Annotated in this window: 23 protein-coding genes and 2 pseudogenes; 10 read left to right on the forward strand and 15 right to left on the reverse strand. The window is 71.5% G+C overall.

From position 1 onward, the window contains the following. Positions 1–32: 32 nt before the first annotated feature. The gene (locus EEJ42_RS30505) at positions 33–1,511 is read right to left on the reverse strand and encodes an APC family permease (protein ID WP_123105057.1); all 1,479 of its coding nucleotides are present in this window, start codon (positions 1,509–1,511) and stop codon (positions 33–35) included. A gap of 83 nt (positions 1,512–1,594) precedes the next feature. On the opposite strand from EEJ42_RS30505, the gene EEJ42_RS30510 reads away from it, so the two are divergent. Next, on the forward strand, positions 1,595–2,773 hold the full coding sequence (locus EEJ42_RS30510; RefSeq protein ID WP_123105059.1) for an ROK family transcriptional regulator: 1,179 nt from the start codon (positions 1,595–1,597) through the stop codon (positions 2,771–2,773). Positions 2,774–2,837: 64 nt separating this feature from the next. Here the strand turns inward: EEJ42_RS30510 and EEJ42_RS30515 are convergent, their stop codons facing one another. Further along, positions 2,838–3,650: a class I SAM-dependent methyltransferase gene (locus EEJ42_RS30515; protein WP_184503347.1), complete on the reverse strand. Its 813-nt coding sequence runs from the start codon at positions 3,648–3,650 to the stop codon at positions 2,838–2,840. 221 nt (positions 3,651–3,871) lie between these two features. Here EEJ42_RS30515 and mshA point away from each other — a divergent pair, with 221 nt between their 5' ends. From mshA to EEJ42_RS30530, 3 genes are all read left to right on the forward strand, one after another. Further along, positions 3,872–5,236, forward strand: a complete 1,365-nt coding sequence (mshA, locus tag EEJ42_RS30520) for a D-inositol-3-phosphate glycosyltransferase (protein WP_123105061.1) — start codon at positions 3,872–3,874, stop codon at positions 5,234–5,236. A 122-nt stretch (positions 5,237–5,358) separates the two neighbouring features. Beyond that, positions 5,359–5,871 carry a type III secretion system chaperone family protein gene (locus EEJ42_RS30525; protein ID WP_123105063.1) on the forward strand — a complete coding sequence of 171 codons (513 nt, stop codon included), beginning with the start codon at positions 5,359–5,361 and terminating at the stop codon, positions 5,869–5,871. A gap of 121 nt (positions 5,872–5,992) precedes the next feature. Continuing rightward, positions 5,993–7,672, forward strand: coding sequence for a glycoside hydrolase family 55 protein (locus EEJ42_RS30530; RefSeq protein ID WP_246097500.1), 1,680 nt, complete (start codon positions 5,993–5,995; stop codon positions 7,670–7,672). An 87-nt stretch (positions 7,673–7,759) separates the two neighbouring features. Here the strand turns inward: EEJ42_RS30530 and EEJ42_RS30535 are convergent, their stop codons facing one another. After that, positions 7,760–9,067: an MDR family MFS transporter gene (locus EEJ42_RS30535; protein WP_123105066.1), complete on the reverse strand. Its 1,308-nt coding sequence runs from the start codon at positions 9,065–9,067 to the stop codon at positions 7,760–7,762. A gap of 142 nt (positions 9,068–9,209) precedes the next feature. Between EEJ42_RS30535 and EEJ42_RS30540 the strand changes: the two genes are divergently transcribed. After that, entirely contained in the window at positions 9,210–9,971 is a 762-nt protein-coding gene (locus tag EEJ42_RS30540; protein ID WP_123105068.1) for a phosphoglyceromutase, read from the forward strand. A gap of 75 nt (positions 9,972–10,046) precedes the next feature. On the opposite strand, the gene EEJ42_RS51195 is transcribed toward EEJ42_RS30540, so the two are convergent. The 7 genes and pseudogenes from EEJ42_RS51195 to EEJ42_RS54755 all read right to left on the reverse strand — a co-directional run. Continuing rightward, positions 10,047–10,199 (reverse strand): hypothetical protein, encoded by a 153-nt coding sequence (locus tag EEJ42_RS51195; RefSeq protein ID WP_184503348.1) that lies wholly within the window; start codon positions 10,197–10,199, stop codon positions 10,047–10,049. A gap of 34 nt (positions 10,200–10,233) precedes the next feature. Continuing rightward, on the reverse strand, positions 10,234–10,368 hold the full coding sequence (locus EEJ42_RS53960; protein WP_281291539.1) for a hypothetical protein: 135 nt from the start codon (positions 10,366–10,368) through the stop codon (positions 10,234–10,236). Between the two features lie 198 nt (positions 10,369–10,566). Beyond that, the gene (locus EEJ42_RS53270) at positions 10,567–11,124 is read right to left on the reverse strand and encodes a hypothetical protein (RefSeq protein ID WP_246097501.1); all 558 of its coding nucleotides are present in this window, start codon (positions 11,122–11,124) and stop codon (positions 10,567–10,569) included. Continuing rightward, complete coding sequence (locus EEJ42_RS30555; RefSeq protein WP_123105070.1) at positions 11,121–11,303, reverse strand: hypothetical protein; 183 nt, start codon at positions 11,301–11,303, stop codon at positions 11,121–11,123. The genes EEJ42_RS53270 and EEJ42_RS30555 overlap by 4 nt, the downstream gene beginning before the upstream one ends. Then, positions 11,300–11,716 carry a hypothetical protein gene (locus tag EEJ42_RS30560; protein ID WP_123105072.1) on the reverse strand — a complete coding sequence of 139 codons (417 nt, stop codon included), beginning with the start codon at positions 11,714–11,716 and terminating at the stop codon, positions 11,300–11,302. Before EEJ42_RS30560 ends, EEJ42_RS30555 begins: the two co-directional genes overlap by 4 nt. 120 nt (positions 11,717–11,836) lie before the next feature. Further along, positions 11,837–13,054 (reverse strand): helix-turn-helix domain-containing protein, encoded by a 1,218-nt coding sequence (locus EEJ42_RS30565; protein ID WP_123105074.1) that lies wholly within the window; start codon positions 13,052–13,054, stop codon positions 11,837–11,839. A 108-nt stretch (positions 13,055–13,162) separates the two neighbouring features. Further along, positions 13,163–13,561 (reverse strand): annotated as a pseudogene (locus tag EEJ42_RS54755) (hypothetical protein); the annotation flags it as partial. A 176-nt stretch (positions 13,562–13,737) separates the two neighbouring features. On the opposite strand from EEJ42_RS54755, the gene EEJ42_RS30570 reads away from it, so the two are divergent. The 5 genes and pseudogenes from EEJ42_RS30570 (at position 13,738) to EEJ42_RS30595 (ending at position 19,214) form a co-directional block, all read left to right on the forward strand. Beyond that, entirely contained in the window at positions 13,738–14,085 is a 348-nt protein-coding gene (locus EEJ42_RS30570) for a transcriptional regulator (RefSeq protein ID WP_123105076.1), read from the forward strand. After that, positions 14,082–14,752, forward strand: a pseudogene (locus tag EEJ42_RS30575) (nucleotidyl transferase AbiEii/AbiGii toxin family protein). Before EEJ42_RS30570 ends, EEJ42_RS30575 begins: the two are co-directional and overlap by 4 nt. A 387-nt stretch (positions 14,753–15,139) precedes the next feature. Then, a complete protein-coding gene (locus EEJ42_RS30585; RefSeq protein WP_246097502.1) occupies positions 15,140–17,524 on the forward strand; it encodes a glycosyltransferase in 2,385 nt (794 codons plus the stop codon). Between the two features lie 123 nt (positions 17,525–17,647). Then, positions 17,648–18,100: a hypothetical protein gene (locus tag EEJ42_RS30590; RefSeq protein WP_184503350.1), complete on the forward strand. Its 453-nt coding sequence runs from the start codon at positions 17,648–17,650 to the stop codon at positions 18,098–18,100. Between the two features lie 154 nt (positions 18,101–18,254). Then, positions 18,255–19,214 (forward strand): glycosyltransferase family 2 protein, encoded by a 960-nt coding sequence (locus tag EEJ42_RS30595; RefSeq protein ID WP_184503351.1) that lies wholly within the window; start codon positions 18,255–18,257, stop codon positions 19,212–19,214. On the opposite strand, the gene EEJ42_RS30600 is transcribed toward EEJ42_RS30595, so the two are convergent. The 5 genes from EEJ42_RS30600 to phoU form a co-directional block, all read right to left on the reverse strand. Then, positions 19,198–19,557 (reverse strand): hypothetical protein, encoded by a 360-nt coding sequence (locus EEJ42_RS30600; RefSeq protein ID WP_123105082.1) that lies wholly within the window; start codon positions 19,555–19,557, stop codon positions 19,198–19,200. The two genes, EEJ42_RS30595 and EEJ42_RS30600, sit on opposite strands and share 17 nt — an antisense overlap. Then, positions 19,557–20,144, reverse strand: a complete 588-nt coding sequence (locus EEJ42_RS30605; protein ID WP_123105084.1) for a DUF6232 family protein — start codon at positions 20,142–20,144, stop codon at positions 19,557–19,559. Before EEJ42_RS30605 ends, EEJ42_RS30600 begins: the two co-directional genes overlap by 1 nt. 358 nt (positions 20,145–20,502) lie before the next feature. Continuing rightward, on the reverse strand, positions 20,503–20,727 hold the full coding sequence (locus EEJ42_RS30610) for a hypothetical protein (RefSeq protein ID WP_123105086.1): 225 nt from the start codon (positions 20,725–20,727) through the stop codon (positions 20,503–20,505). Between the two features lie 126 nt (positions 20,728–20,853). Then, entirely contained in the window at positions 20,854–20,979 is a 126-nt protein-coding gene (locus EEJ42_RS53965; protein WP_257231966.1) for a hypothetical protein, read from the reverse strand. A gap of 114 nt (positions 20,980–21,093) precedes the next feature. After that, positions 21,094–21,768 (reverse strand): phosphate signaling complex protein PhoU, encoded by a 675-nt coding sequence (gene phoU / locus EEJ42_RS30615; protein ID WP_123105088.1) that lies wholly within the window; start codon positions 21,766–21,768, stop codon positions 21,094–21,096. Positions 21,769–21,861: the final 93 nt, after the last annotated feature.

Genomic DNA, 21,861 nt, shown 5'->3' on the forward strand with positions numbered 1-21,861 from the left:
GGGCCTCCGCGCCCCCGGCCGTCGACCCGCCGTCACACCGCGGCCGCGCCGCCCCGCGCGTCAGCCGGGCCCGCGGCGTCGGGGTCGCCCCCGGGAGCCCCGTTCACGTACTCCTCGCTGATCTCCTTCGGGCCGAACGGCCACACCTTCTCCGCCCGCGCCCACAGCACGAACGCCACGCACCCCGCCGCGACCCAGGCCAGCGACCATTCGATGGGGTGCCGCCCGGGGGAGTTCTTGTCCGCGTAGCCGTAGATGACCAGCCAGCCCACCAGCGCCACCACGCTCGGCACCGGATAGAGCCACATCCGGTACGGCCGTCGCAGCGTCGGCTGGCGGCGGCGCAGCACGGTGACGGCGAGGACCTGGGCCAGCGCCTGCACGATCACCATGACCGTCGTCAGCAGCTGGATGAGCGTGGCGAGATCGGTGTGGCGGCCGATGAGGAATCCGGCCGCGGTCACCACGCCCATCGTCGCCAGCCCCAGCACCGGGAAGCGGTGCCGCGGGTGGAGCGTGCCGTACGGGCGGAAGAAGACGCGCTCGCGGGCCGCGTCGTACGGCACCCGCGATCCGCCCAGCAGCCCGGCGAAGACGGACGCGAAGGCGGTGATGAGGATGAGGACGGTGACGACGTCCGCCGCGCCCTTCCCCCAGGTCTCCTCCAGCACCGCGGAGGCGACGGACTGGGACGCCACCGAGTTCGGGTCGAGCATCCGGTGCCAGTCGACGACGCCGAGCGTGCCGATCTGGAGCAGCAGGTAGATGCCCATGATGCCGAGGATGGAGGCGACGATCGCGCGTGGCAGGGTGCGGCCGGGGTCCTTGATCTCGGCGCCCATGTACGCGGCCGTGTTGTAGCCGAGGTAGTCGTAGATGCCGATGGTCAGCCCGGCCGCGAAGCCGGTCCAGAAGGCGCCGCTGCCCAGGTCGAAGGCGTGCGCGGGGTACGTGAACGCCTGCCCCGGGTCGAAGTGGCTGAACGCGGCGGCGATCACCAGCACCACCGAGGTGATCATCACGCACCACATCACGGCCGTGATCCGCGCGATGTGCTCGACCCCGCGCCACAGCAGCCCGACGACGAGCGCGATGACGCCGAGCCCGACCAGATCGCCCTGCGTCTGGCTCATGCCGTGCCACAGATAGCCCAGGTACTGCACGAGGCCGACCACGCCCGTGGACATGATCAGCGGGATGAACAGCATCGCCGTCCAGACGAAGAGGAACGGCATGAGCTTGCCGCTGCGGTACTGGAACGCCTGGCGCAGATAGACGTAACTGCCCCCGGCCCCGGGCAGCGAGGCGCCCAGTTCCGCCCAGATCAGCCCGTCGGCGAGCGCGAGCACGGCGCCCGCGACGAACCCGATGATGGCCTGCGGCCCGCCGAAGGCGGCGACCATGAGCGGGATGGTGACGAACGGCCCGATGCCGCACATCTGGCTCATGTTGATGGCGGTGGCCTGGAAGAGGCCGATGCGGCGGACGAAGCCGCCCTCGGTGCCGGACATGTCCACCTCCGTAGGATGGATTAAGTTAAGGAGCCTTACTTGATGCCGTCAAGGGTTGGGGAAGCACCCGAAGGGGGGCCGCGATGACCGATGTGGCCGGTGACGACGCCCGCCGCTGGAACCGGCAGCGACTGCGCAGCAACAACGAACGCCTCCTCCTCGCCCGGCTCCGCGCCGACGGCCCCGCCTCCCGCGCCCAGCTCGCCCGGGACACCGGCCTGTCCAAGCCGACCGTCTCCACCGCGCTCGCCGCCCTGGAGGAGGCGGGGCTCGTCCGGGAGGCGGGGCGGCAGGCGCCGCCGGACCGGGGGCGGGTCGCGGTGCTGTACGAACCGGACCCCACCGCCGGGTACGTCCTCGGCCTGGACATCGGCCGTTCCTGGCTGCGGGTGGCCGCCGCCGACCTGGACGGGACCGTCGTCGCCCGGTCCGACGTCCGCAACCGCGGCCGCAGCGCCGCCGCCATGGCCGACCTCACCGTCGCCGCCGCCCGCCAGGTCGTCGCGGACGCCGGGGTCGACCCGGCGCTGGTCGCACACACGGTCGTCGGCGCGCCCGGCGTGTACGACCCGGAGCGGCGCCGGGTGCGGTACGCGGTGAACCTCCCCGGCTGGGGGCGGGCGGGCCTGCTGGACCGGATGCGCGAGGAACTGGGCACGCCGCTGTCCGTCCACAACGACGCCAACCTGGCCGCGCTGGGCGAGTACACCTTCGGCGCGGGCCGGAGCAGCAGGCTCTTCGTCTTCGTCATGGTCGGCACGGGCCTCGGCATGGGGGTCGTCGCCGACGGCCGCCTCTTCACGGGCGCGCACGGCGCGGCGGGGGAGATCGGCTTCCTGCCGACGCTGCCGAACGGGGGGCGGGACCTGGAGGACGCGGTGGCGGGCGGCGCGGTCGTCCGGGCCGCGCGCGAACTGGGCATGGACCGTCCCGGTTCCGCCAAGGACGTCTTCGACGCCGCGCGGGAAGGCGTCGAACCGGCGGTGGCGGCCGTACGGCAGGAGGCGGAGCGGCTGGCCCATGTGATCGCCGCCGTCGCGGCCGTACTCGACCCGGACCTGGTGGTCCTGGGCGGCGGCCTCGGCGGCGGGGCGGACCTGCTGCTGCGCCCGGTGACCACGACCCTCCACCGGATCGGCCCCCTGCGCCCGAGGGTCCGCGCCAGCACCCTCGGCGAGGACGCGGTCCTGATGGGCGCGGTGGCGACGGCGACGGAAGAGGCCCGCGAGCGCGTCTTCACCCGCTCCCGCGAGACCCCCTGACGGCGCCCGGCCGCGGCGCGTACGGAGACCTCCGTAGGCGCCCGGCCGGCGCGTACGGACCGGTTCACCCGCCGCGCGGGGCCACCGCCTCCCAGCGCACCGTGATCTCGCCCTGGCGCCAGCGCCGGGGGCCGTCCGTCAGGGGCCAGCCCGCCGCGCGCAGCGCCTGGGCGCTGCGGATCCACCGCTGGCGGGCGCCCAGCGTCGCGTAGGGGGCGGCCGCGGCCCATGCGCGGTCGAAGTCGCGGAGGAAGGTGTGCACCGGTTCGCCCGGGACGTTGCGGTGGATGAGCGCCTTGGGGAGTCTTTCGGCCAGGTCGGAGGGGCGTTCCAGGGACCCGAGCCGGGCGGCGAAGGTGACCGTACGGGGGCCCGCCGGGCCGAGCGCGACCCAGACGTGCCGCCGCCCGATCTCGTCGCAGGTCCCCTCCACCAGGACGCCCCCGGGCGCCAGCCGGTCGCACAGCCGCCGCCAGACGTCGGCGACCTCGTCCTCGTCGTACTGCCGCAGCACATTGGCCGCCCGTATGAGCACGGGCCGCACCCCGCCCGGCAGCGGCACTTCGAACCCGCCGTGCGCGAAGGCGAGCCCGTCCCGCTCGTACGGCCGCGCGGCGGCGACCCGCACCGGGTCGATCTCCACCCCGACCACGAGGGCCCCGGGCCGTACGGTCCGCAGCCGGTGCAGCAGTTCCACGGCGGTCCAGGGCGCGGCCCCGTACCCGAGGTCGACGGCCACCGCCGTCTCGGCGCGCCGCAGCGCGGTGCTGTGGACGGCGGCGATCCACCGGTCCATGCGCCGCAGCCGGTTGGGGTTGGTGGTCCCGCGCGTGGCCGTTCCGATGGGGCGGGTCGGCGGAGGCACGCGGGCAGACATGGCGAGCAGCCTAGAGGGTGCGCGACCGCGCCCCGACCACACAGCGACACCACACAGCGACACCAACAGCGACACCACACAGCGACCCCCAGGCGATCTCCGCGCGAATCCCGAACGTCACACTTTGGCAAAGCGGAAATGGGAATGGCTGGTTCCGATGTTGTGGCCTCAGAGGGGAAGCAGGGAGAGAAAGCTCGCCCCGAAGAAGGAGGTATCGCGCGGTGAGCCAGTACGCGTCCCGGCTCGGCCTGCGTGGCCGGTCCCATACGCCCTTCGGCGGCCCGTCCCACCAGCGCCTTCGGCGCCTCGCACACCTACGGCGTCCACGGCGGATCGCCATGCTCAGCGTGCACACCTCGCCCCTGCACCAGCCGGGCACCGGCGACGCGGGCGGCATGAACGTGTACATCGTCGAGCTGGCCCGCCGCCTCGCCGCCATCGACATCGAGGTGGAGATCTTCACGCGGGCCACCACCGGCACCCTCCCCCCGACCGTCGAGCTGACGCCGGGCGTGCTCGTGCGGCACGTGGACGCGGGCCCGTACGAGGGGCTGGCCAAGGAGGAGCTTCCGGCGCAGCTGTGCGCGTTCACGCACGGGGTGATGCAGGCGTGGGCCGGGCACCGGCCCGGCTACTACGACCTCGTCCATTCCCACTACTGGCTCTCCGGCCACGTCGGCTGGCTGGCCGCCGAGCGGTGGGGGGTGCCGCTCGTCCACGCCATGCACACCATGGCCAAGGTCAAGAACGCCGCCCTCGCCGCCGGTGACACCCCCGAACCGGCCGCCCGCGTCATCGGCGAGCAGCAGATCGTCAGCGCCGCCGACCGGCTGATCGCGAACACCGCCGAGGAGGCCGAGGAACTGGTGCGCCACTACGAGGCGGACCGCGACCTGGTCGCCGTCGTCCACCCCGGGGTGAACCTGGACCGGTTCCGCCCCGCCGACGGCCGCGCCGCCGCCCGGGCCCGGCTCGGGCTGCCGCCCGACGCGCTGATCCCCCTCTTCGCGGGCCGCATACAGCCGCTGAAGGCCCCGGACATCCTGCTGCACGCGGTCGCCCGCCTCCTGGAGGAGCAGCCGTCGCTGCGCGAGCGGATCGTCGTCCCCGTGGTGGGCGGGCCGAGCGGCACCGGCCTCGCGAAGCCCGAGCGGCTGCACAAGCTCGCGGCGCGCCTGGGCATCGGCGACGTCGTCCGCTTCCAGCCACCGGTCGCACAGGACCAGCTGGCGGACTGGTACCGGGCGGCCTCGGTGCTGGTGATGCCGTCGTACAGCGAGTCGTTCGGCCTGGTCGCGGTCGAGGCCCAGGCCTGCGGCACCCCGGTCGTCGCGGCCTCGGTGGGCGGCCTTCCGGTGGCGGTACGGGACGGGGTGAGCGGCACCCTGATCGACGGCCACGACCCCGCCGACTACGCCCGCGCCCTGCGCCCCTTCGCGGACGACCCGGGGCGCGCGACCCGCATGGGCGCGGCCGCCGCCCGCCACGCCCAGTCCTTCGGCTGGGACACGGCCGCGGAGGCGACGGCGGAGGTCTACACGGACGCGATGCGCGAGCGGCGTCTCCTGCGGGCGGCCAACGGCTGACACCGTGGTCCCGCCGCGGTGCGTGGTCCGCCGTGGTCCGCCGTGGTCCGTGCGCGGTGCTTCGCGGTCTGCCGTGGTCCGCGCCGCCGCGCCGCGCGAGCGGCGTCGCCTACGATCGGCCCATGGCTGACACCACCCCCCAGGCCGACTCCCACGCCGTCATCGAGCGCACGCTGAACGACGCCGAGCTGGAGTGGGAGAGCCCGGAGGACGGCACGTACGTCGTCAAGCTCCCCGGCACCCGCAAGCTGTCGACGACCTGCTCCCTGCGGGTCGGCCGCCACTCGCTCTCCATCAACGCCTTCGTCGTCCGCCACCCGGACGAGAACCACGAGGCCGTCCACCGCTGGCTGCTGGAGCGCAACACCCGCCTGTACGGGGTGAGTTACGCGATCGACCAGCTCGGCGACATCTACCTGGTGGGCCGCCTCCCCCTCGCCGCCGTCACCCCGGACGAGCTGGACCGCCTGCTGGGCACGGTGCTGGAGAACGCGGACGGCAGCTTCAACACCCTGCTGGAGATGGGCTTCGCGACCGCGATCCGCAAGGAGTACGCCTGGCGCACCTCCCGCGGCGAATCCACCCGCAACCTCGAGGCATTCACCAACCTGACCCGCGACGTCGCCGCCGAGTGACCGTTCTCCGGTCCGAATGACCGGCTTCGTCCCGACCCCTTCCGCGCCGAGGGTTGCCGTGGCATGCTCACGCCCGTCGCTCATCTGAACGGCGTTCACATCCATGGAAGGTGTGGGCCTCATGGACAGGGAAATCGACAGACGCACGGTCCTCGGCGCGGCGGCGGGGGTGGCCGCGGGCACCGCGGCGGGCGTGCTGGGCGCGGCACCCGCGGCCGCGACATCAGGCCGACCGGCCTCCTCCGCGCTGTGGCGCGAGTTCCGCGCCGACCCGTACCGCCACCCCCAGATCCCCTACGTCGGCCGCGCCGGATTCCGCGGCGGGCGCGCGGAGCTGCCCCGCTACCCGGTCGCCGCCGACGTGCGGCGCTACGGCGCCCGGCCCGACGGCTCGGCCGACGCCGCCCCCGCGATCAACCGCGCCGTCGAGGCCGTCGGGCGGCGCGGCGGAGGAACGGTGGTGGTGCCGCCCGGGACGTACCGCGTCGACGGCGTCATCCGCATCGGCTACGACAACGTCGTGCTGCGCGGCGCGGGCAGCGGGCGGACCACGCTGCACGCGACCCGCAACCTCACCGAGCTGATCGGGCCGTACGGCAGCCGGTACGGCGGCACCAAGTCGTCCTGGTCCTGGGCCGGTGGCCTCATCTGGGTGTGCCCGGACGCCCGCTGGCGGTCCCTCACCGCCGCGATCAGGGCCCAGGCGTGGCCGTTCGAGGGCTGGACCGGCAACCGGCGCGACGAGTGGCGCACCCTGACCGCCGTCGACCGCCCCGCCCGGCGCGGCGACTGGACCGTGCCCGTCGAGAGCACCGCCGCCCTCCGGCGCGGCGACCGGGTGCTGTTCCAGCTCGCGGACGACGGCACGCACTCCCTGCTCCAGCACATGGCCGGGGACGTGGCGGGCGCCGCCGGGTATCCGTGGGCCGACAAGACCAAGCTGACCTCGTACGTCCCGTACGAATGGCCGTGCCGCATCACCGCCGTCGACCGGCGCCGCCGCCGGGTGACCCTGGACCGTCCGCTGCCGCTCGACGCCCGGCCCGCCTGGAAGCCGCGGTTCACCACCCTCGTCCGGCCGGTGACCGGCTCGGGAGTGGAGGGCCTCACCCTGGACTTCGATGCGACGCCACAAGCTCCGCACCTGCTCGACAAGGGCTACAACGGCGTCGCGCTCCAGTGCGCGTGGGACTGCTGGGTCGACGACGTGACCGTCAACAACGTCGACAACGGCTTCCTGCTCGTCGCCGCGAAGGCGTGCACCCTGCGCCGGGTCACCGTCTCGGGGCGCGGCAGCCACCATCCGTACTGCTGCCGCGAGGGCTCGCACGACAACCTGGTCGAGGACTTCGTCCTCGCGCAGCGCACCGTGCCCGCGCCCGCCGGGACCCAGCTGCACGGCATCAACGTCGAGGGCCTGTCCAGCTACAACGTCTGGTCACGCGGCCGGATGGAGATGGGCACCTTCGACACCCACCGCGGCATGCCGTTCGCCAACGTCCGCACCCAGATCACCGTGGACAACACCGGCGCGCACGGCGGAGACGCGGTCGCGGGCCCGCTGTACGGTGCCCGGTTCACCCACTGGAACGTCACTGTCACCAATCAGCGCGCGGGCTGCGTCAAGATCGACGGGGTCGCCCCGTACAGCGCGACGGTCGGCATCAGCGAGGTCCGGGAGTTCGGCCAGACCGACGTACCGGACTTCAGCGGTCCGCTCCACTCCCGCATCGAGTCCTACGGCCACCCCGAGGCCGTCCACCCGCGCAACCTGTACGAGGCGCAGCGCGCGCTGCGGTGACGCACGGGCGCGGTGCGCGCTGCGGTGACGCACGGGCGCGGTGCGCAGACCCCCGCCCTGCGCACCGCGCCCGTACGACCCCGCCGATCAGCCCGCCACCGCGGCGCCCTCGACCTGCGCGCCCTTCGTCCCCGCCGCTTCCACCGCTTCCGTTTCCACCGTCTCCCTCTCCACCGCCTCCGGTGCGTCGTCGGCCCGGAGCCGCCGCCCCATCACCGCGTAACCGACCGCGGCCACCGTGCCCACCACCGCGCTCGCCGCCCACAGCGTGGGCGCCCCGTAGCGGTCGATCACGGCGCCGCCCGCCAGCGGCGCGGTCAGCGAGGCGAGCGACCACGCCAGCACGTTCATCCCCTGGTAGCGGCCCCGCCCGTGGACCGGTGAGAGCCGGGCCACCAGCCCCATCTGGGTCGGCGAGCTGATGATCTCGCCGAGCGTCCAGACGGCCACGGCCAGCGCGTACATCCCCACCGATCCGGCGAAGGCGGTCAGCCCGAAGCCGTAGCCGGTGAGCAGCGAGGCGATGACCAGCAGCCGCGCCGGGTCCCGGTGCTCGATGTACCGCGTGACGGGGAGCTGGAGGACCACGATCAGCACCCCGTTCGTGGCGATCGCGAGCCCGAAGTCCGCGCTGGACAGCCCGTCCGCGCCCATCGCGACCGGCAGCGCCACGTAGCCCTGCTGGAAGAGGGTCGCGAGCAGGTACGTCAGCGCGACCAGGGCCATGAACCGCCGGTCCCGCAGCACCGTCCCGAGCCCGACCGCCTTTCCGCCCGCCCCGCGCGCCGCGCTCTCGCCCTCCGGGCGGGACTCCGGCAGCTTGGCGAAGATGATCAGCGCGCACAGCAGCGTCATCCCCGCGTCGGCGAGGAACAGCGTCAGATAGCCGTGCCGGGCGATCAGCCCCGCCGCCATCGCTGAGAACGCGAAGCCCAGGTTGATGGCCCAGTAATTGAGCGAGAACGCCCGCACCCGGTCCTCGGGGGCGACGATGTCGGCCATCATCGCCTGCACCGCGGGCCGCGACGCGTTGGTCGTCATGCCCACCAGGAAGGCCACCGCCGCGATCGCCACCGGATCCTGTACGAAGCCCAGCACGGCCACCGTGACCGCCGTCGACACCTGCGCCACCAGCAGCGTGGGCCGCCGCCCGAGCCGGTCGGTGAGCACGCCCGAGACCACCGCCGACACTGCCCCGCCCAGCCCGTGCAGCGCCCCGACCAGCCCGGCGAAGGTAGCCGAGTAACCGCGCTCCACGGTCAGGTACATGGCAAGAAACGTGGCCACGAATCCGCCCAGCCGGTTCACCAGCGTGGACGTCCACAACCACCAGAACGCCCGGGGCAACCCCGAAACGCTCTCCTTCGCAGCCAATCTCCACCCGGCGACGGACATCGCGAACCCCCCACGGTCACGCGCCCCCATGTAAGAGGCGCTAGCGGCATCCGCAACTTACGACCGCTCACCCCTCGCCCGCCACTCAATTGACCAGGTCCGTCAACCGACCGCCCCGAACCCGTCCAGTAGGCTCGACCGCATGGCCGACGCACCGTACAAGCTGATCCTCCTCCGCCACGGCGAGAGCGAGTGGAACGCGAAGAACCTGTTCACCGGCTGGGTGGACGTGAACCTCAACGAGAAGGGCGAGAAGGAGGCAGTCCGCGGCGGTGAGCTGCTGAGCGACGCCGGCCTGCTCCCCGATGTGGTCCACACCTCCGTCCAGAAGCGCGCGATCCGCACCGCGCAGCTCGCCCTGGAGGCCGCCGACCGCCACTGGATCCCGGTCGCCCGCAGCTGGCGCCTCAACGAGCGCCACTACGGAGCCCTCCAGGGCAAGGACAAGGCCCAGACCCTCGCCGAGTTCGGCGAGGAGCAGTTCATGCTCTGGCGCCGCTCCTACGACACCCCGCCGCCCCCGCTCGAGGACGGCGCCGAGTGGTCCCAGAGCGCCGACCCGCGCTACGCCACCATCCCCCCGGAGCTGCGCCCCCGCACCGAGTGCCTCAAGGACGTCGTCGTCCGCATGCTCCCGTACTGGTACGACGCCATCGTCCCCGACCTCCTGAGCGGCCGCACCGTCCTCGTCGCCGCCCACGGCAACTCCCTGCGCGCCCTGGTCAAGCACCTCGACGGCGTCTCCGACGCCGACATCGCGGGCCTCAACATCCCCACCGGCATCCCGCTCTCCTACGAGCTCGACGCCGACTTCCGCCCCACCAACCCGGGCGGCACCTACCTCGACCCGGAGGCCGCGAAGGCCGCGATCGAGGCGGTCAAGAACCAGGGCAAGAAGAAGTAACCCGCACTGAAGAAGCCCCCTACCTGCGGTTCCTCCGCGAGTAGGGGGCTTTCGCTGCCCTGGCCCGCGAGGGCCTTACGCGTGCGCTCCTGGCTGGCCGGGACCGGTGTCAGAGACGATGAATCCCCGGACCGGCCGGGCCTCGGACGGGTCCTGTTCGGAGGCGTCCGCCTGGGCTCGTCGCATGGTTGCGACCAGCTCGGCGTACTTCGGGTCGATCCACTCCATCGGTGTCCTCCTTCCGGCCCGCAGCCTACGCGGGTCAGCCCTTGGGCTTGGGGATGATGACGATCGGCCCGCTGTCGTCCGAATGCTGGCAACCGGCGGCGACCGGGATGCTCTGGTCGGCGGGCGCCAGCCACAGCGCGTCGTCCACGGGGAACCCTGCCTCGGCCATGCGCTGCCGGGTCCGCGTGAGCGCTTCGGGGTCTCGCCGATCCGGGTGCGGTGCCTCCGGGACGTGGTGGACGAAGGTGCCGATCCGCTCGCACAGTTGGCGGTATGTGTGTGTGCAGGATCAGGGCGTGCCAGCCTTCGTCCACGACTCGGGACGGGGCGAGTGGCCGGGAGGCCCCGGCCACCGCGGCGAGGAACTTCACCGCCTCGTCGACGATCCGGCCTGCCATGTCCTCGTCCATGCCGGGGTTGTTGCGCAGGATGGTTCCGATGACCTCGGCCCGCTGTGGCCGGTCGAGTAACGCAGTAACGTCTCGCATGTGCCTGCCTCTCTCTGAGTGGGGTGGTGCACGGTCTCCGTCCCGGTCGCCAGCCGTCCAAGCGCGCGAACCGGGGCGGGGCTTTGAGTTCGACGGCAGCGGCAGCTCCGCCGGCATGGGGCGGCGGTGAGGGCCTCCCGTACCGCGTGGTGCAGTCCGTTCCCGGCGGCGCAGCGCTGGCCCGCCCGGCAGTCGACGCAGCCCATGGCGTGGTCGAGGAACCGGCCCCAGGGCGTCGGCTCGGGTGGTGCGGGGCGTACGCCGCAGGCGGGCTCGCATGCCCAGACCTCGTACGTCGCCCGGGTCGTCCCGTGGTCGATCGTGACGGTGCCCAGCGGCCGGTCGATGGTGAGGTTCTCGCCGCAAAGTGCGCAGGTCCAGCCCTGGAGCTGTTCGCGGGTGAGCGCGGCCGGGTCCAGGTCGGCCGCGGCCGTCATCGCTGCCGCCTGGCGGGATGGGTCTGTTCGAACGGGTCGCGTTGCTTGGGGAAGCTGTCGGCGCACTGGCCCGGACAGGCGTAGACGGTGCCCCCGCCACCACTCGCACCATGCCCGATCGCGACGACGACCGGCTGCTTGGTGGTCGTCTGGCAGCGGGCGCAGATCTGAGGCGTCACCGGTCGCCCTCCTGGCCTTCCCCCGGCTCGGCGAGCAGGACGCTGATCAGCGCCTTGTACAGCAGGTGCGAGTCGGTGAGGTACCGGCCGCGGATGAACGGGACCCGCCAATACGTGCCGGGCGGGGTCAGCCGTTCCGCCGGAGGCACACCGAGATAGGTGGCGACGCCCTCGGTCTCGGCGAGGACGCAGACTCCGCGCAGGTTCCAGGACACGGCTGTACCGGGCGCGATGAGCCAGTACAGGGTGCTGCAGCGGTCTTTGATGACGGCACCGGACTGCTCGCCGAGAATGCCGAGGACGCGCTCGCCGACGCTCTCCTCCACCCGGACGGCATCCCACCACCTGCCCATCGGTAAGGCCGTGGGCTCCGGCCCGTTCGGCGGTGTCCACTGCTCGGCTCTGATCGTCATGAGCGCCCCTTGCGTCGTGCGGAGCTGGCTGCTGCCAGCGAGGCGCAAACTTATGGGCGCTGTGAGTGACCGGACAGTGACGTGCTGTCCCAACCTTCCGGTGAGGTAGGACGCCGCGTCCTACCCGTCCAGGCGCAGCCGGTCTGCGAGTTGGGTCACCGGGGAGGTGCGGCGGCGTTCACGGCCGCGCAGTTCGGCTACCAACTGGCGCGTCGTGGCGTGGTATCGCATCCACTCCGGTGCGTCCTGTTCGGCCGCCAGCAGGGCCCTTGTGGCCGGTTCGTCCCGTTGGAGATCGGCGTACGCGAGGGCGCGGTCCACATGGAACCTGGCCCGCCATGTCGGAGGCAGCGACCCGATGTCCGGCACCGTGCGCGCCGCGGCGACCGCCTCAGCACTTTTCGCCATCTCCACCAGGAAGTTCACCTTCGCCACCCCGGCGTTGGTGGGGCCGAACGGGGTGGCGTAGTCGAGCCGGTCGGTTCCGATGCTCGCCGCCGCGCCCGTCGACAGCCGCAGTAGCTCCTCCACCCTGTCGTACGTGCTCTCGCCCTGCCGCACGACCGCCGTGGCCGCGCGGAGCAGCAAGATCCCCCAGAGCGACAACTCAACCGGCCGGGAGCGGAAGCCGGGGTTGATCCGGTCGGCGTACGTCAGGGCAACACGCTCGGCGTCCTCCAGCCGTCCCTGCTTGGTGAAGATCCACGCCAGGGTGGAGGCGCCGATGGACTCCAGGTGGGGGTCGTCGGAGCGTCCGGCGGCTTCGACGGCGCGCTCCATGGCCGTGAACGCCGCGTCCTCCCTGCCCAGCGCGGTGAGCGTGGTCGCTGCCACCTGGTACGCCTCGGCAAGCACGGCATACGCGGTCGCCCGGTCACAGCCGTGGTGAGCGCGAGCGGCGGCGCGGGCGTCGCGGATGAGCTGGGGCAGCAGAGCGCCGATCTCGCCCATACGTCCCTCGCGGCGGATGACCTCGGTCGAGCGAAGTGACGCGCGCAAGGCGCCCACCGGGGGCGGATCTTCCGGGTCCGGATCCTCGCCGAGCAGGTCGGACAGCGGTGACACCGCCTGCCTGAGCGCGAGCACGGACGGGGCCTCGCCGTCGGACCGGGCCTCGAAGGACGTGGGCTGTCCGACCAGCATGGACGTCTCGACATCCAGCGCGCGGGCCAGCCGGTTCAGCGTGACTAGCCGCGCCGATAACCGGCGGTTCTGCTCAAGCTTGCGCACGGTGTCGACCGACACGCTCGCGCGCTCGGCGAGTTGCTCTTGAGTGAGTTTGCATCGCTCACGCAGTCGACCGATTCGATCGCCGATGCTTTCGTTCTGGTACCGCATGTGCACCCCCGCCCCGGTGGATGGTCCATCCACGCTACGCCGCGAGGAGTGCCGCCTACGAGTCGTTCACCCGTCGGGGGTACGAAGCCTGTAAGTAGCTCGCCCGATCTACGCGGCGGGCCAGTCGTCCGGGCCGCCGCCCTGACAAACGATGGCGTCGAGTCCATCATCAGCGTCGCCGAGCACGAACGCGCCAAGCTCCGACTGTCGAGTCCCAGCTGGTGCTTGACGGTGGGCCACCTGTACTCCGCCGTCCAGCTCGACGGTGAGCGTCGTCTCGGTGACGTAACGGTCACCGTGCGGCCTGCATACGCCTGGCCCAGCGAAACCGCTGTCGACACACCATGATCGCCCCTTGGCCGCCCACCTGCCGCTGCCCCGCACCGGCTCCCCACGCGGACGCGGTGGCGGCCCGGTCGGCCGGACATCCCCCAAGTAGTGGACCTCTTCCACGCCCAGCGGATTGGGCCGCACCCGCAGCAGATCCCGCGCCTGCGGGCCGAAGAAGGGACAGCGTGGCTTGCGGGGGAGGGAGGCGGTTCGGCGCCTTTGGTCGGCAACGGTTGCAGGGCTGCCCGTGGGGGCCCACGTCACTAGCCAGGTCATCGGCCGCCAGCCCTTCGGCATCTACATACGTATAGACGGTGTGCCGGATGCTGGCGCCGTTACGCGATAATCGAGGTATGGCATCAACGCCCAGCGTCTCCGAGATCCGCCGCGCCAAGTTCGCACGGCGGCTCCCCGCCCGGCTCTCGGAGCTCGTCGGCCCGGCCCACGGCACCGTCGGGCTGCCGCTGCACCTGGCCTGGTCCGGGCTGACTCAGTTCGACCTCGACCAGCCCCGACTGCGGATGAGCTGCTACCGGATCGTCCTGGCCGAGGGCATGCGCGACGACCTGGTCCAGTACCTCAACCAGGACCTGCTGATCAGTCTGTGGCCCGTCCTCCGCACCTTGATCAGCCGCGACATTCGCGACGCCTGGGAGGGCGCGTTCGCCGAACTGGCTCACCAGGCGACGGCTGCCGCGTGAACCTCACCGACCTGCATCGGCGGCTGCTCGCTGACGTGCTCGCGGTGGGAGGCCCGTACCCTCTCGTCCTCACCGGCGGCTACGCCGTACAAGCGCACGGGCTGGTCGACCGGCTCAGTCAGGACCTGGACCTGGCCACCGAGAATCCGGAACGGATGGAGAACATCGCGTCGACCGTACGCGCGGGGCTGGAAGAACGCGGCTGGCAGGTCCGGGCATTGGACGCCGACCTTTGTCCGCGCGGCTGATCGTCACCGATACCGGCAGTGGCGAAGAGTGCGAGGTCGACATCCTCAAAGAAGCACTCTGGCGTCCTCCGGTGGAGATGGAACACGGTCTGGTGATCTCTCTCGAAGACGCGGTCGGCACCAAAGTGCGCGCCCTGGCCGACCGCGGGCTCGCACGCGACCTGATCGACGTCCGAGCCGCAGCGGACCGCTGGAGCCACATCGAGCTGGAAACACTCGGCCGCCGCCACGCCCGTGACACCCTCGACCTCGACGACCTCCATGCCCGGCTCACCGGCATCGACTGGATCGACGACACCGAATTCGCCGCCTACGGCCTCGACGAAGAGGCAACCGCCGAGCTGCGCCGATGGGCACGGTCGTGGGCCGAGGACATCACAGAGCGGCTTCACGAGCTGGAAGTCGACAACGAAATCTGAGCCACGCGGCCACTAGCACTCCAGCGGCGCGCAGGTCTCGTCCTCGTGACCATTCAGGTGGAAGAGGAGCCATTCGAGCCCAACTGGTCCAGCCGAGGGCATTCAGCGAATGAAAGACCCGGGCGTCCAGGATCAGCGCCCGGTCACAGCGGGCGTCGCGGTCGTGAACGGCGGCCAAGTCGTCCCGGCTGATGAGGCGGTCACCGGGCCGCCCGCTCGGACATTCAACGCCGAGATCAAGTACGTATGCCACCGCCCGTGCGCCCCCGGCGATGCGCCGGGCCCACCGTTCGGGTGATTGCTCCGGCGGCGGGCATCGGCGGATATCCGGCCCACCGGGCAACCGGACATACTGTGCGAATGACTGCACAAAAGACAATTCCCCCTTTGATTCACCAGACGTGGAAAGACGCCGACCTCCCTCCGGCATGGCAGAAGTGGGCCGAGTCCTGGCGGCTGCACCACCCCGGCTGGGGTTACCGGTTGTGGACGGACGCGGATAATCGCGCCTTTCTTCAGGAGCACTATCCGTGGTTCCTGCCGGTCTACGACGGCTATCCCGAACCGATCATGCGGGCCGACGCGATCCGCTATTTTCTGCTCGACCATTTCGGCGGCCTCTACGTGGATCTGGACTTCGAGTGCCTGAAGCCGGTCTCCGGCCTCCTTGACGGGCGCGAGCTCGTGCTCGGCTGTGAACCCGAGGTGCACACCCGCTTGTTGCTGGCCCGGCAGCGTGGATTCAGCCGCATCGTCGGGAACGCGTTCATCGCGTCACGGCCGGGCCACCCCCTCTGGGCCCATGTGCACCGTCAGCTGGTCGGTGCCCACAAGCTGCCGGGCACGCTCGACACGACCGGCCCGTTCTTCCTCACCAGAGCGGTCGACAGTGCGCCGGAGCCGGACTCGATCACGGTGGTCGGCCCGGAGGTCCTGTACCCGGAGGTGAGCCCGTACGCGACAGAGCTGTTCGGCCCGCAGGAGGCCGACTACGACCGTGCGTACGCCGTGCACCACTGGTCGGGCAGCTGGGCCTGCGACACCGCGACCGCGCCGAGGGTCTCGGCGGGCAGACGGTTCCCGTTCTGGGCGAGCCAGGATCGGCAGCCGGTCGCCGACGGACTGCTCAGCCTGGAGGCGCAGCGCTGCCGTTGGGCCTCGGGCGCGCCGGCGCCGACCGTGTCCTGCCTGATGGTGACCAAGGACCGTTCGGCGACGGCACGCCGTGCGATCAGGTGCTTCACCGCTCAGACCTACCCGAACCTGGAGCTGGTCGTGCTGGAGGACGGCACCGACGACCTGCTCGAGCAGCACATCCGTGACCTGGGCGATCCGCGGATCCGCCATCACCGGCTGCCCCCGGAGCGACGGACCCTGGGGGAGCTGCGCAATGAGGCGGTGGACCGGGCCACCGGGCCGTACGTGTGCCAGTGGGACGACGACGACCTGTACGACCCGGAGCGGGTGGAGAGCCAGATGGCGGCGATTCTCGCGCTCGGTGCCGACGCGTGCTTCCTCGCCCGTGAGCGGCTGTGGTGGCCTGCCCGCCGCAAGCTCGCCGTCTCCTGCGCGCGGGTCTGGGAAGGGTCGATGGTGTGCGCGAAGGACCGGCTCCCGCGCTATCCGGCCGAGCGCCGTGGCGAGGACACCCCGGTGGCCGAGGAACTGGTCCGAAGCCGCCGGGTCGTCTCGGTGGACGCGCCCGACCTGTACACCTACGTGTGCCACGGGAACAACACCTTCGACGAGTCCCATTTCGCGGAGCACTTCGAGGTGGCGACCCAGGTGTGGGCCGAACCCGGCGCCTACACCGAGCAGTTGCTCGCCATGGCGGCCCGGCTGCCGCTCGAACCGGAGGACATCGCGCACGCCGAGACCGCCGCGGGTGCCGCGCGCACGGACGAGCGGAAGCCGCGGCCGGTCCCCGAGCCCGCCGTGGCACCGGCGAGCGAGCGGCCCCCGGTGCTGGTGCTCACGCCCCTCAAGGACGCGGCCGCGTTCCTGCCCGGCTATCTGGACCGTCTGCGCACGCTGGACTACCCGCGCGAGGCGATCTCGCTGGGCCTGCTGGAGGGCGACAGCAGGGACGGGACCCCGGAACTGCTCCGGCAGGTCCTGCCCGACCTCGAGGCGGAGTTCCGGCGGGTGACCCTCGTCCACCGTGACTTCGGCCTCCAGTTGGCCGGACCCCGCTGGGAGCAGGGCGTCCAGCGCCGGCGCCGGTCGGTGCTGGCCAAGGTGCGCAACCACCTCCTCGCCCGGGCCCTGGCCGACGAGGAGTGGGTGCTGTGGCTCGACGTCGATGTCACCGGCTACCCGGCGGACCTCGTCCAGCGCCTGCTCGGCGCGCGCAAGGACATCGTCGTCCCGCACTGCGCCACCGCACCCGGCGGGCCGACGTACGACCTCAACACCTTCGTCCTCAAGCCCGGAGCGGGCACGCTCAACTGGGCCCAGTGGCTGCGCGACGGCATCCTTCAGCCTCCCCGGGGTTTCGGCCGGACGTACCTCGACGAGCTGCGCGGCCGCGGACTCGTCCGCGTCGACTCGGTCGGCGGAACCGCGTTGCTGGTCCGCGCGGAGTTGCACCGCGACGGACTCACCTTCCCGTCCTTCCCCTACCGGCAGGTCATCGAGACCGAGGGGCTGGCCGCGATGGCCCTGGACATGGGAACCGCCTGCTGGGCCCTGCCCGATCTGGAAGTGGTGCATCCGCACCACGGCGCACCGCGGCCGGAGCCCGCCACTCTCGCCGTCACACACAGTGAGTAATCGTTTTGACGCATGGAGTGACCAAATTTACGGTGGCTTTACTGCCCGCGCCGCGAAGCACACCGGCGTTCCGGGCAGCTCCCCCGCACCCAAAGGAAAGGTGCCACCGTGAAATCCCGTGTCATGACCTCACTGGCTCTGCCTGCCGCGCTGGCCACGGCAGGACTGCTCAGCACCGCGGAAGCGGCCTACGCCGCCGTCGCTCCGGACACGCGGACGGAGACGGCGTCGTACGGGTACTCAGGACAGCCGATGAGCGGCGACGTCACCCTGACGCCCGGGACCAGTCACCCCTGCGAGCCGATAGGCAACGTCACGATCACCGACTACGGGCACTGCTGCCCGCCCGTGAACAACGTGACCATCACCGACTACGGGCACTGCTGCCCGCCCGTGAACAACATGACCATCACCGACTACGGGCACTGCTGCAACGTCGGCAACGTCACCATCCCCGACTGGGGATGGTTCTGCGAGGTCGATCACGACCGCGGACGCGACCTCGGGTTCGGCCACCACCGCGAGTACGCGGACGACGGCTACGCCCCCCAGCGTGCGGAGCACGAGCACAGCTAGCGCAGGATCCGTCGCAGTGCCCGGCCGTGGGCCCGCGGAAGCGGCCCCGGGGGACGGCCGGCGCCCGGAACCCCGGCTTGCGTCCCGCCGGATTCCCACGCCCACTCCCACTCCCACGCCCACTCCCCTCCCGTCCCGAACGGAAAGACCGCGCATGCCACACCAACCCGCCCCTGTGGTCTCGGTGGTCATCCCCTGCCATGACTACGCCCGCTATCTGCCCGATGCCGTGTCCAGCGTCCTTGCCCAGACCTTCCGGGACTGGGAGCTCCTCATCGTCGACGACGGCAGCACCGACAACACCGCCGAGGTGGCCCGGTCCCTGATCGCCCGCCACCCCGACCGGCGCATCAGGCTCGTCCAGCGGGCCAACGGCGGCGTCTCGGCCGCCCGCAACACCGGGATCGAGGAAGCCGCCGGCCGCTACGTCCTTCCGATGGACGCCGACGACGTGATCGCTCCCACGATGCTCGAGAAGACCGTCGCGGTCCTGGACGGCAATCCCGGCGTCGCGATCGCCTCCACCGATGTGTTCACCTTCACCGACGACGATCTGCCCCCGCAGGCGATGTCCCTCCCCGCCTACAGCCGGGAACTGATGCTCCAGCGGCTGATCATGTTCTACTGCTCGCTGTACCGCCGGGAGGTGTGGCAGACCGTGGGCGGCTACGACGAGAGCATGCGGGCCGGAGAGGACTGGGACTTCTGGGTCGGCTGCGTCGAGCACGGCTTCGATGCCCACCACATCCACGAGCCGCTGTTCGGGGCGCGCAACAAGGACACCGGACTGCACGTGGAGGCCGCCGAGAACGACCTGGCCATCCGGGCGCGGATCGTGGCCAAACACCCGAGCCTGTTCAAGCCGGTCACCCGCGGCTGGGCGCAGGCCGTGCTCAGCCAGGACGCGGAGGCCTGCCTGCGGGACGAACACGTGCCCGACGACATCCTCACCCGGGCCGCCGAGANGCCCGACGACATCCTCACCCGGGCCGCCGAGATGGACCATTTCCTCACCGCGGTCATGGCCCTACAGCGCACGGCGCGGGTGCAGCACTACCACATCCAGCGGCTGAAGAAGGAGCTGGAGGCGAGGGAGCTCACTTTGCGCCCATGAGTTCGAGGACCTTGTTGACGGCCTCGATGATCGGTACGCCGAGCGCACCGATCGTCGCGGCGATGCCCGCGACGGCGAGCAGGGCGCGGTGGCGCTCCTGTGGTGGGACATCCGCTTCGGCGCGGAGCGCCGGGAGCGAGTCGTCGAGGGCGCCGGCGCTGACCGGAGGCACCTGGGCGCGCAGTTCCTGGACCAGAGTGAGGAGCTCGCGGAGGGCCTCTTGGACGGCCTCGGGCTGCTCCTGGACCGGAGTGACGCGCTTGTCGATGCCGATGTTGCCCGAGCCCCCGTGCATGGTGACGTGGTCACCGCTGCCGAAGTAGTAGTGCTGGTCCCCGCTCATCAGCTCGCCATCCCCACGTTGCCGCTGCCGCCGTACATGTTGACGTTGTCTCCGAAGTAGTAGTGCTTGGGGCTGATGGAGATGGTGTCCACGTGCACCGTGAATTCCGCCTCCGGGTTCTCGATCGCGTCGGCGATCTGGTGGGCCAGCTGCCGCAGTTGGTCCGGTTGGCGGCCGGACACCACGGCGGTGGACGGGCCGGAGGTCTCGATGGCCAGGACGAAGTGCGCGGGCGCGCCGAGCACCGACACCATCTCCACGAGGGAGTAGATCAGCGCCGCGACAGCGGCGATCACGACGAGGACGGAGAGACCGCCGGAGCCACCGCTGTCGCCGCTGTCCAAGCCGCCGCGGCTGGAGCTGTCGATCATGGCGGCGAGCAGGGCCAGGATCGTCGTCACCGCCCCGATGATCAGCAGCCGCTTCACGAAGAGCAGTACGGCTTCCTTGCGCCGGGGGCGGATGGTGAGCGTGTACACCCGGGCGAGGTTGCGCAGCGGGTAGTAGGCGTCTCCGATCCAGAGCAGCCGCTTACTGACCCGCAGGCCGACTCCGATGATCGGCTCGGCCGAGGCCGCTGGTGCCACATCGGGGTACGGATCGGCGGCGGGCGGCGGACCGGCCGGGGGCTGCGGCGGGGCGGCGGACGGTGGAGTGGCCGGGGGCTGCGGCGGAACGGTGGGTGGTGGCGGGCCTCCGACTGCGGATACGGCCTCGGAAGGCCTGTTCCATGCCGGTCCCGCCGCGTCTGCTGATGTCACACGACCCCCCCTTTGGTCACCCTTGCCGAGTGAAATCCATTCACCTGGTTCAGCCCCGCTGATGCAAGTGGTTTCACCAGGAAAGGTGGTGCCCCGCACGGAAGTTGTGGGCGGGCCTCCGCGCAGCCCGGACATCGCCCTTCGGGGCGTCGTTCACCCGCCAGGCGTACGAAGACCGCCGGGCCTACGCGGCGGGCCAGTCGTCGGGGCCGCCGCCTTGCCAGTCGATCAGGCGGGGGTCGTCGACGGGGGTGTCCTCGTCCGTCAGGCCCGTGCGGGTCAGGAGGCGGCGGAGTTCTTCCGCGTTCACCACCACGCCCACGTCTTCGCCGTCGATCCGCACGCGGCGGCGGCCGTCGTGGGGTTCCTCCACCACCACGCGCGGCCGGGCCGGGGTCCCATCGTTCATAGGACCAGATTCGCCGGAGCGGCCGTCGCCCGCACCTCGGCAAAGGAAACGGGGCAAAGGAAACGGACAGGGCCCGGGACCAGTCCTCGGTCCCGGGCCCCGTCCGTGCGTTGCCGTGTGGCCGGGTCAGCCGCAGTTGCCGCCGCACGAGCAGGAGCCGCCGGACTGGCAGCCGCAGCTACAGCCCGAGCCGCAGCCGCAGGCGGCGATGGGGTGGGTGGGCTGGGGTTCGGGTCGGGTGATGTCCGCCATGAGTCGTCTCCTCGGGAGGGGGCACCTGCTGCTCATGGTCCCGGTCCACGGCCCGCCCACAGGGGCGCATCGACGGCGCGCGGAGGCACGCCGCCGTGACGCGGCCACGCCCGCTCAGGCCTCCTGGGCGCCGGCCGGGGCTATCTCGTCCGCGTGCTCGCCCGTCACCAGGTAGATGACGCGCTTGGCGACCGACACCGCGTGGTCCGCGAATCGCTCGTAGTAGCGGCCCAGCAGGGTGACGTCGACGGCCGTCTCGATGCCGTGCTTCCAGCGGTCGTCCATCAGGTGCTGGAAGAGGGTGCGGTGGAGCAGGTCCATCGCGTCGTCGTCCTGCTCCAGCTGCCCGGCGAGGTCGACGTCCTTGGTGACGATGACCTCGGCCGCCTTCGCCATCAGCCGCTGCGCGAGCTGGCCCATCTCCAGGATGGTGGCGTGGAGGTCGTGCGGCACGGCGTTGTCCGGGAAGCGGAGCCGCGTGAGCTTGGCGACGTGCTGCGCCAGGTCCCCGGAGCGTTCGAGGTCGGCGCTCATGCGCAGGCTGGTGACGACGATCCGCAGATCGGTGGCGACCGGCTGTTGCCGGGCGAGGAGCGCTATCGCCCGGTTCTCCAGGTCGCGCTGGAGGTCGTCGACCTTCTCATCGGCGGCTATGACGCTCTCGGCGAGCTTCAGGTCCGCGTCCAGGATGGATGTGGTGGCGCGGCCGATGGCCGAACCGACGAGCCGGGCCATATCGACCAGGCCCTCCCCGATCGAATCCAGCTCCTCGTGGTACGCGTCGCGCATCACTGACCTTCTCTCACTGACTCTCGCTGACGGATCTTCGTGGACTCGTGTGCCCCACCCTGCCACGTTCGGATCGGAACGCGTCCGGCGCGA

The organism is Streptomyces botrytidirepellens, from assembly GCF_003721215.1.
Lineage (GTDB): Bacteria > Actinomycetota > Actinomycetes > Streptomycetales > Streptomycetaceae > Streptomyces > Streptomyces himastatinicus.

Coding starts and splice junctions, on each gene's coding strand:
- EEJ42_RS30505 (WP_123105057.1), bottom strand. CDS start 1,511: ATGTCCGGCACCGAGGGCGGCTTCGTCCGCCGCATCGGCCTCTTCCAG.
- EEJ42_RS30510 (WP_123105059.1), top strand. CDS start 1,595: ATGACCGATGTGGCCGGTGACGACGCCCGCCGCTGGAACCGGCAGCGA.
- EEJ42_RS30515 (WP_184503347.1), bottom strand. CDS start 3,650: ATGTCTGCCCGCGTGCCTCCGCCGACCCGCCCCATCGGAACGGCCACG.
- EEJ42_RS30525 (WP_123105063.1), top strand. CDS start 5,359: ATGGCTGACACCACCCCCCAGGCCGACTCCCACGCCGTCATCGAGCGC.
- EEJ42_RS30530 (WP_246097500.1), top strand. CDS start 5,993: ATGGACAGGGAAATCGACAGACGCACGGTCCTCGGCGCGGCGGCGGGG.
- EEJ42_RS30535 (WP_123105066.1), bottom strand. CDS start 9,067: ATGTCCGTCGCCGGGTGGAGATTGGCTGCGAAGGAGAGCGTTTCGGGG.
- EEJ42_RS30540 (WP_123105068.1), top strand. CDS start 9,210: ATGGCCGACGCACCGTACAAGCTGATCCTCCTCCGCCACGGCGAGAGC.
- EEJ42_RS51195 (WP_184503348.1), bottom strand. CDS start 10,199: ATGGAGTGGATCGACCCGAAGTACGCCGAGCTGGTCGCAACCATGCGA.
- EEJ42_RS53960 (WP_281291539.1), bottom strand. CDS start 10,368: ATGGCCGAGGCAGGGTTCCCCGTGGACGACGCGCTGTGGCTGGCGCCC.
- EEJ42_RS53270 (WP_246097501.1), bottom strand. CDS start 11,124: ATGACGGCCGCGGCCGACCTGGACCCGGCCGCGCTCACCCGCGAACAG.
- EEJ42_RS30560 (WP_123105072.1), bottom strand. CDS start 11,716: ATGACGATCAGAGCCGAGCAGTGGACACCGCCGAACGGGCCGGAGCCC.
- EEJ42_RS30565 (WP_123105074.1), bottom strand. CDS start 13,054: ATGCGGTACCAGAACGAAAGCATCGGCGATCGAATCGGTCGACTGCGT.
- EEJ42_RS30570 (WP_123105076.1), top strand. CDS start 13,738: ATGGCATCAACGCCCAGCGTCTCCGAGATCCGCCGCGCCAAGTTCGCA.
- EEJ42_RS30590 (WP_184503350.1), top strand. CDS start 17,648: ATGACCTCACTGGCTCTGCCTGCCGCGCTGGCCACGGCAGGACTGCTC.
- EEJ42_RS30600 (WP_123105082.1), bottom strand. CDS start 19,557: ATGAGCGGGGACCAGCACTACTACTTCGGCAGCGGTGACCACGTCACC.
- EEJ42_RS30610 (WP_123105086.1), bottom strand. CDS start 20,727: ATGAACGATGGGACCCCGGCCCGGCCGCGCGTGGTGGTGGAGGAACCC.
- EEJ42_RS53965 (WP_257231966.1), bottom strand. CDS start 20,979: ATGGCGGACATCACCCGACCCGAACCCCAGCCCACCCACCCCATCGCC.
- phoU (WP_123105088.1), bottom strand. CDS start 21,768: ATGCGCGACGCGTACCACGAGGAGCTGGATTCGATCGGGGAGGGCCTG.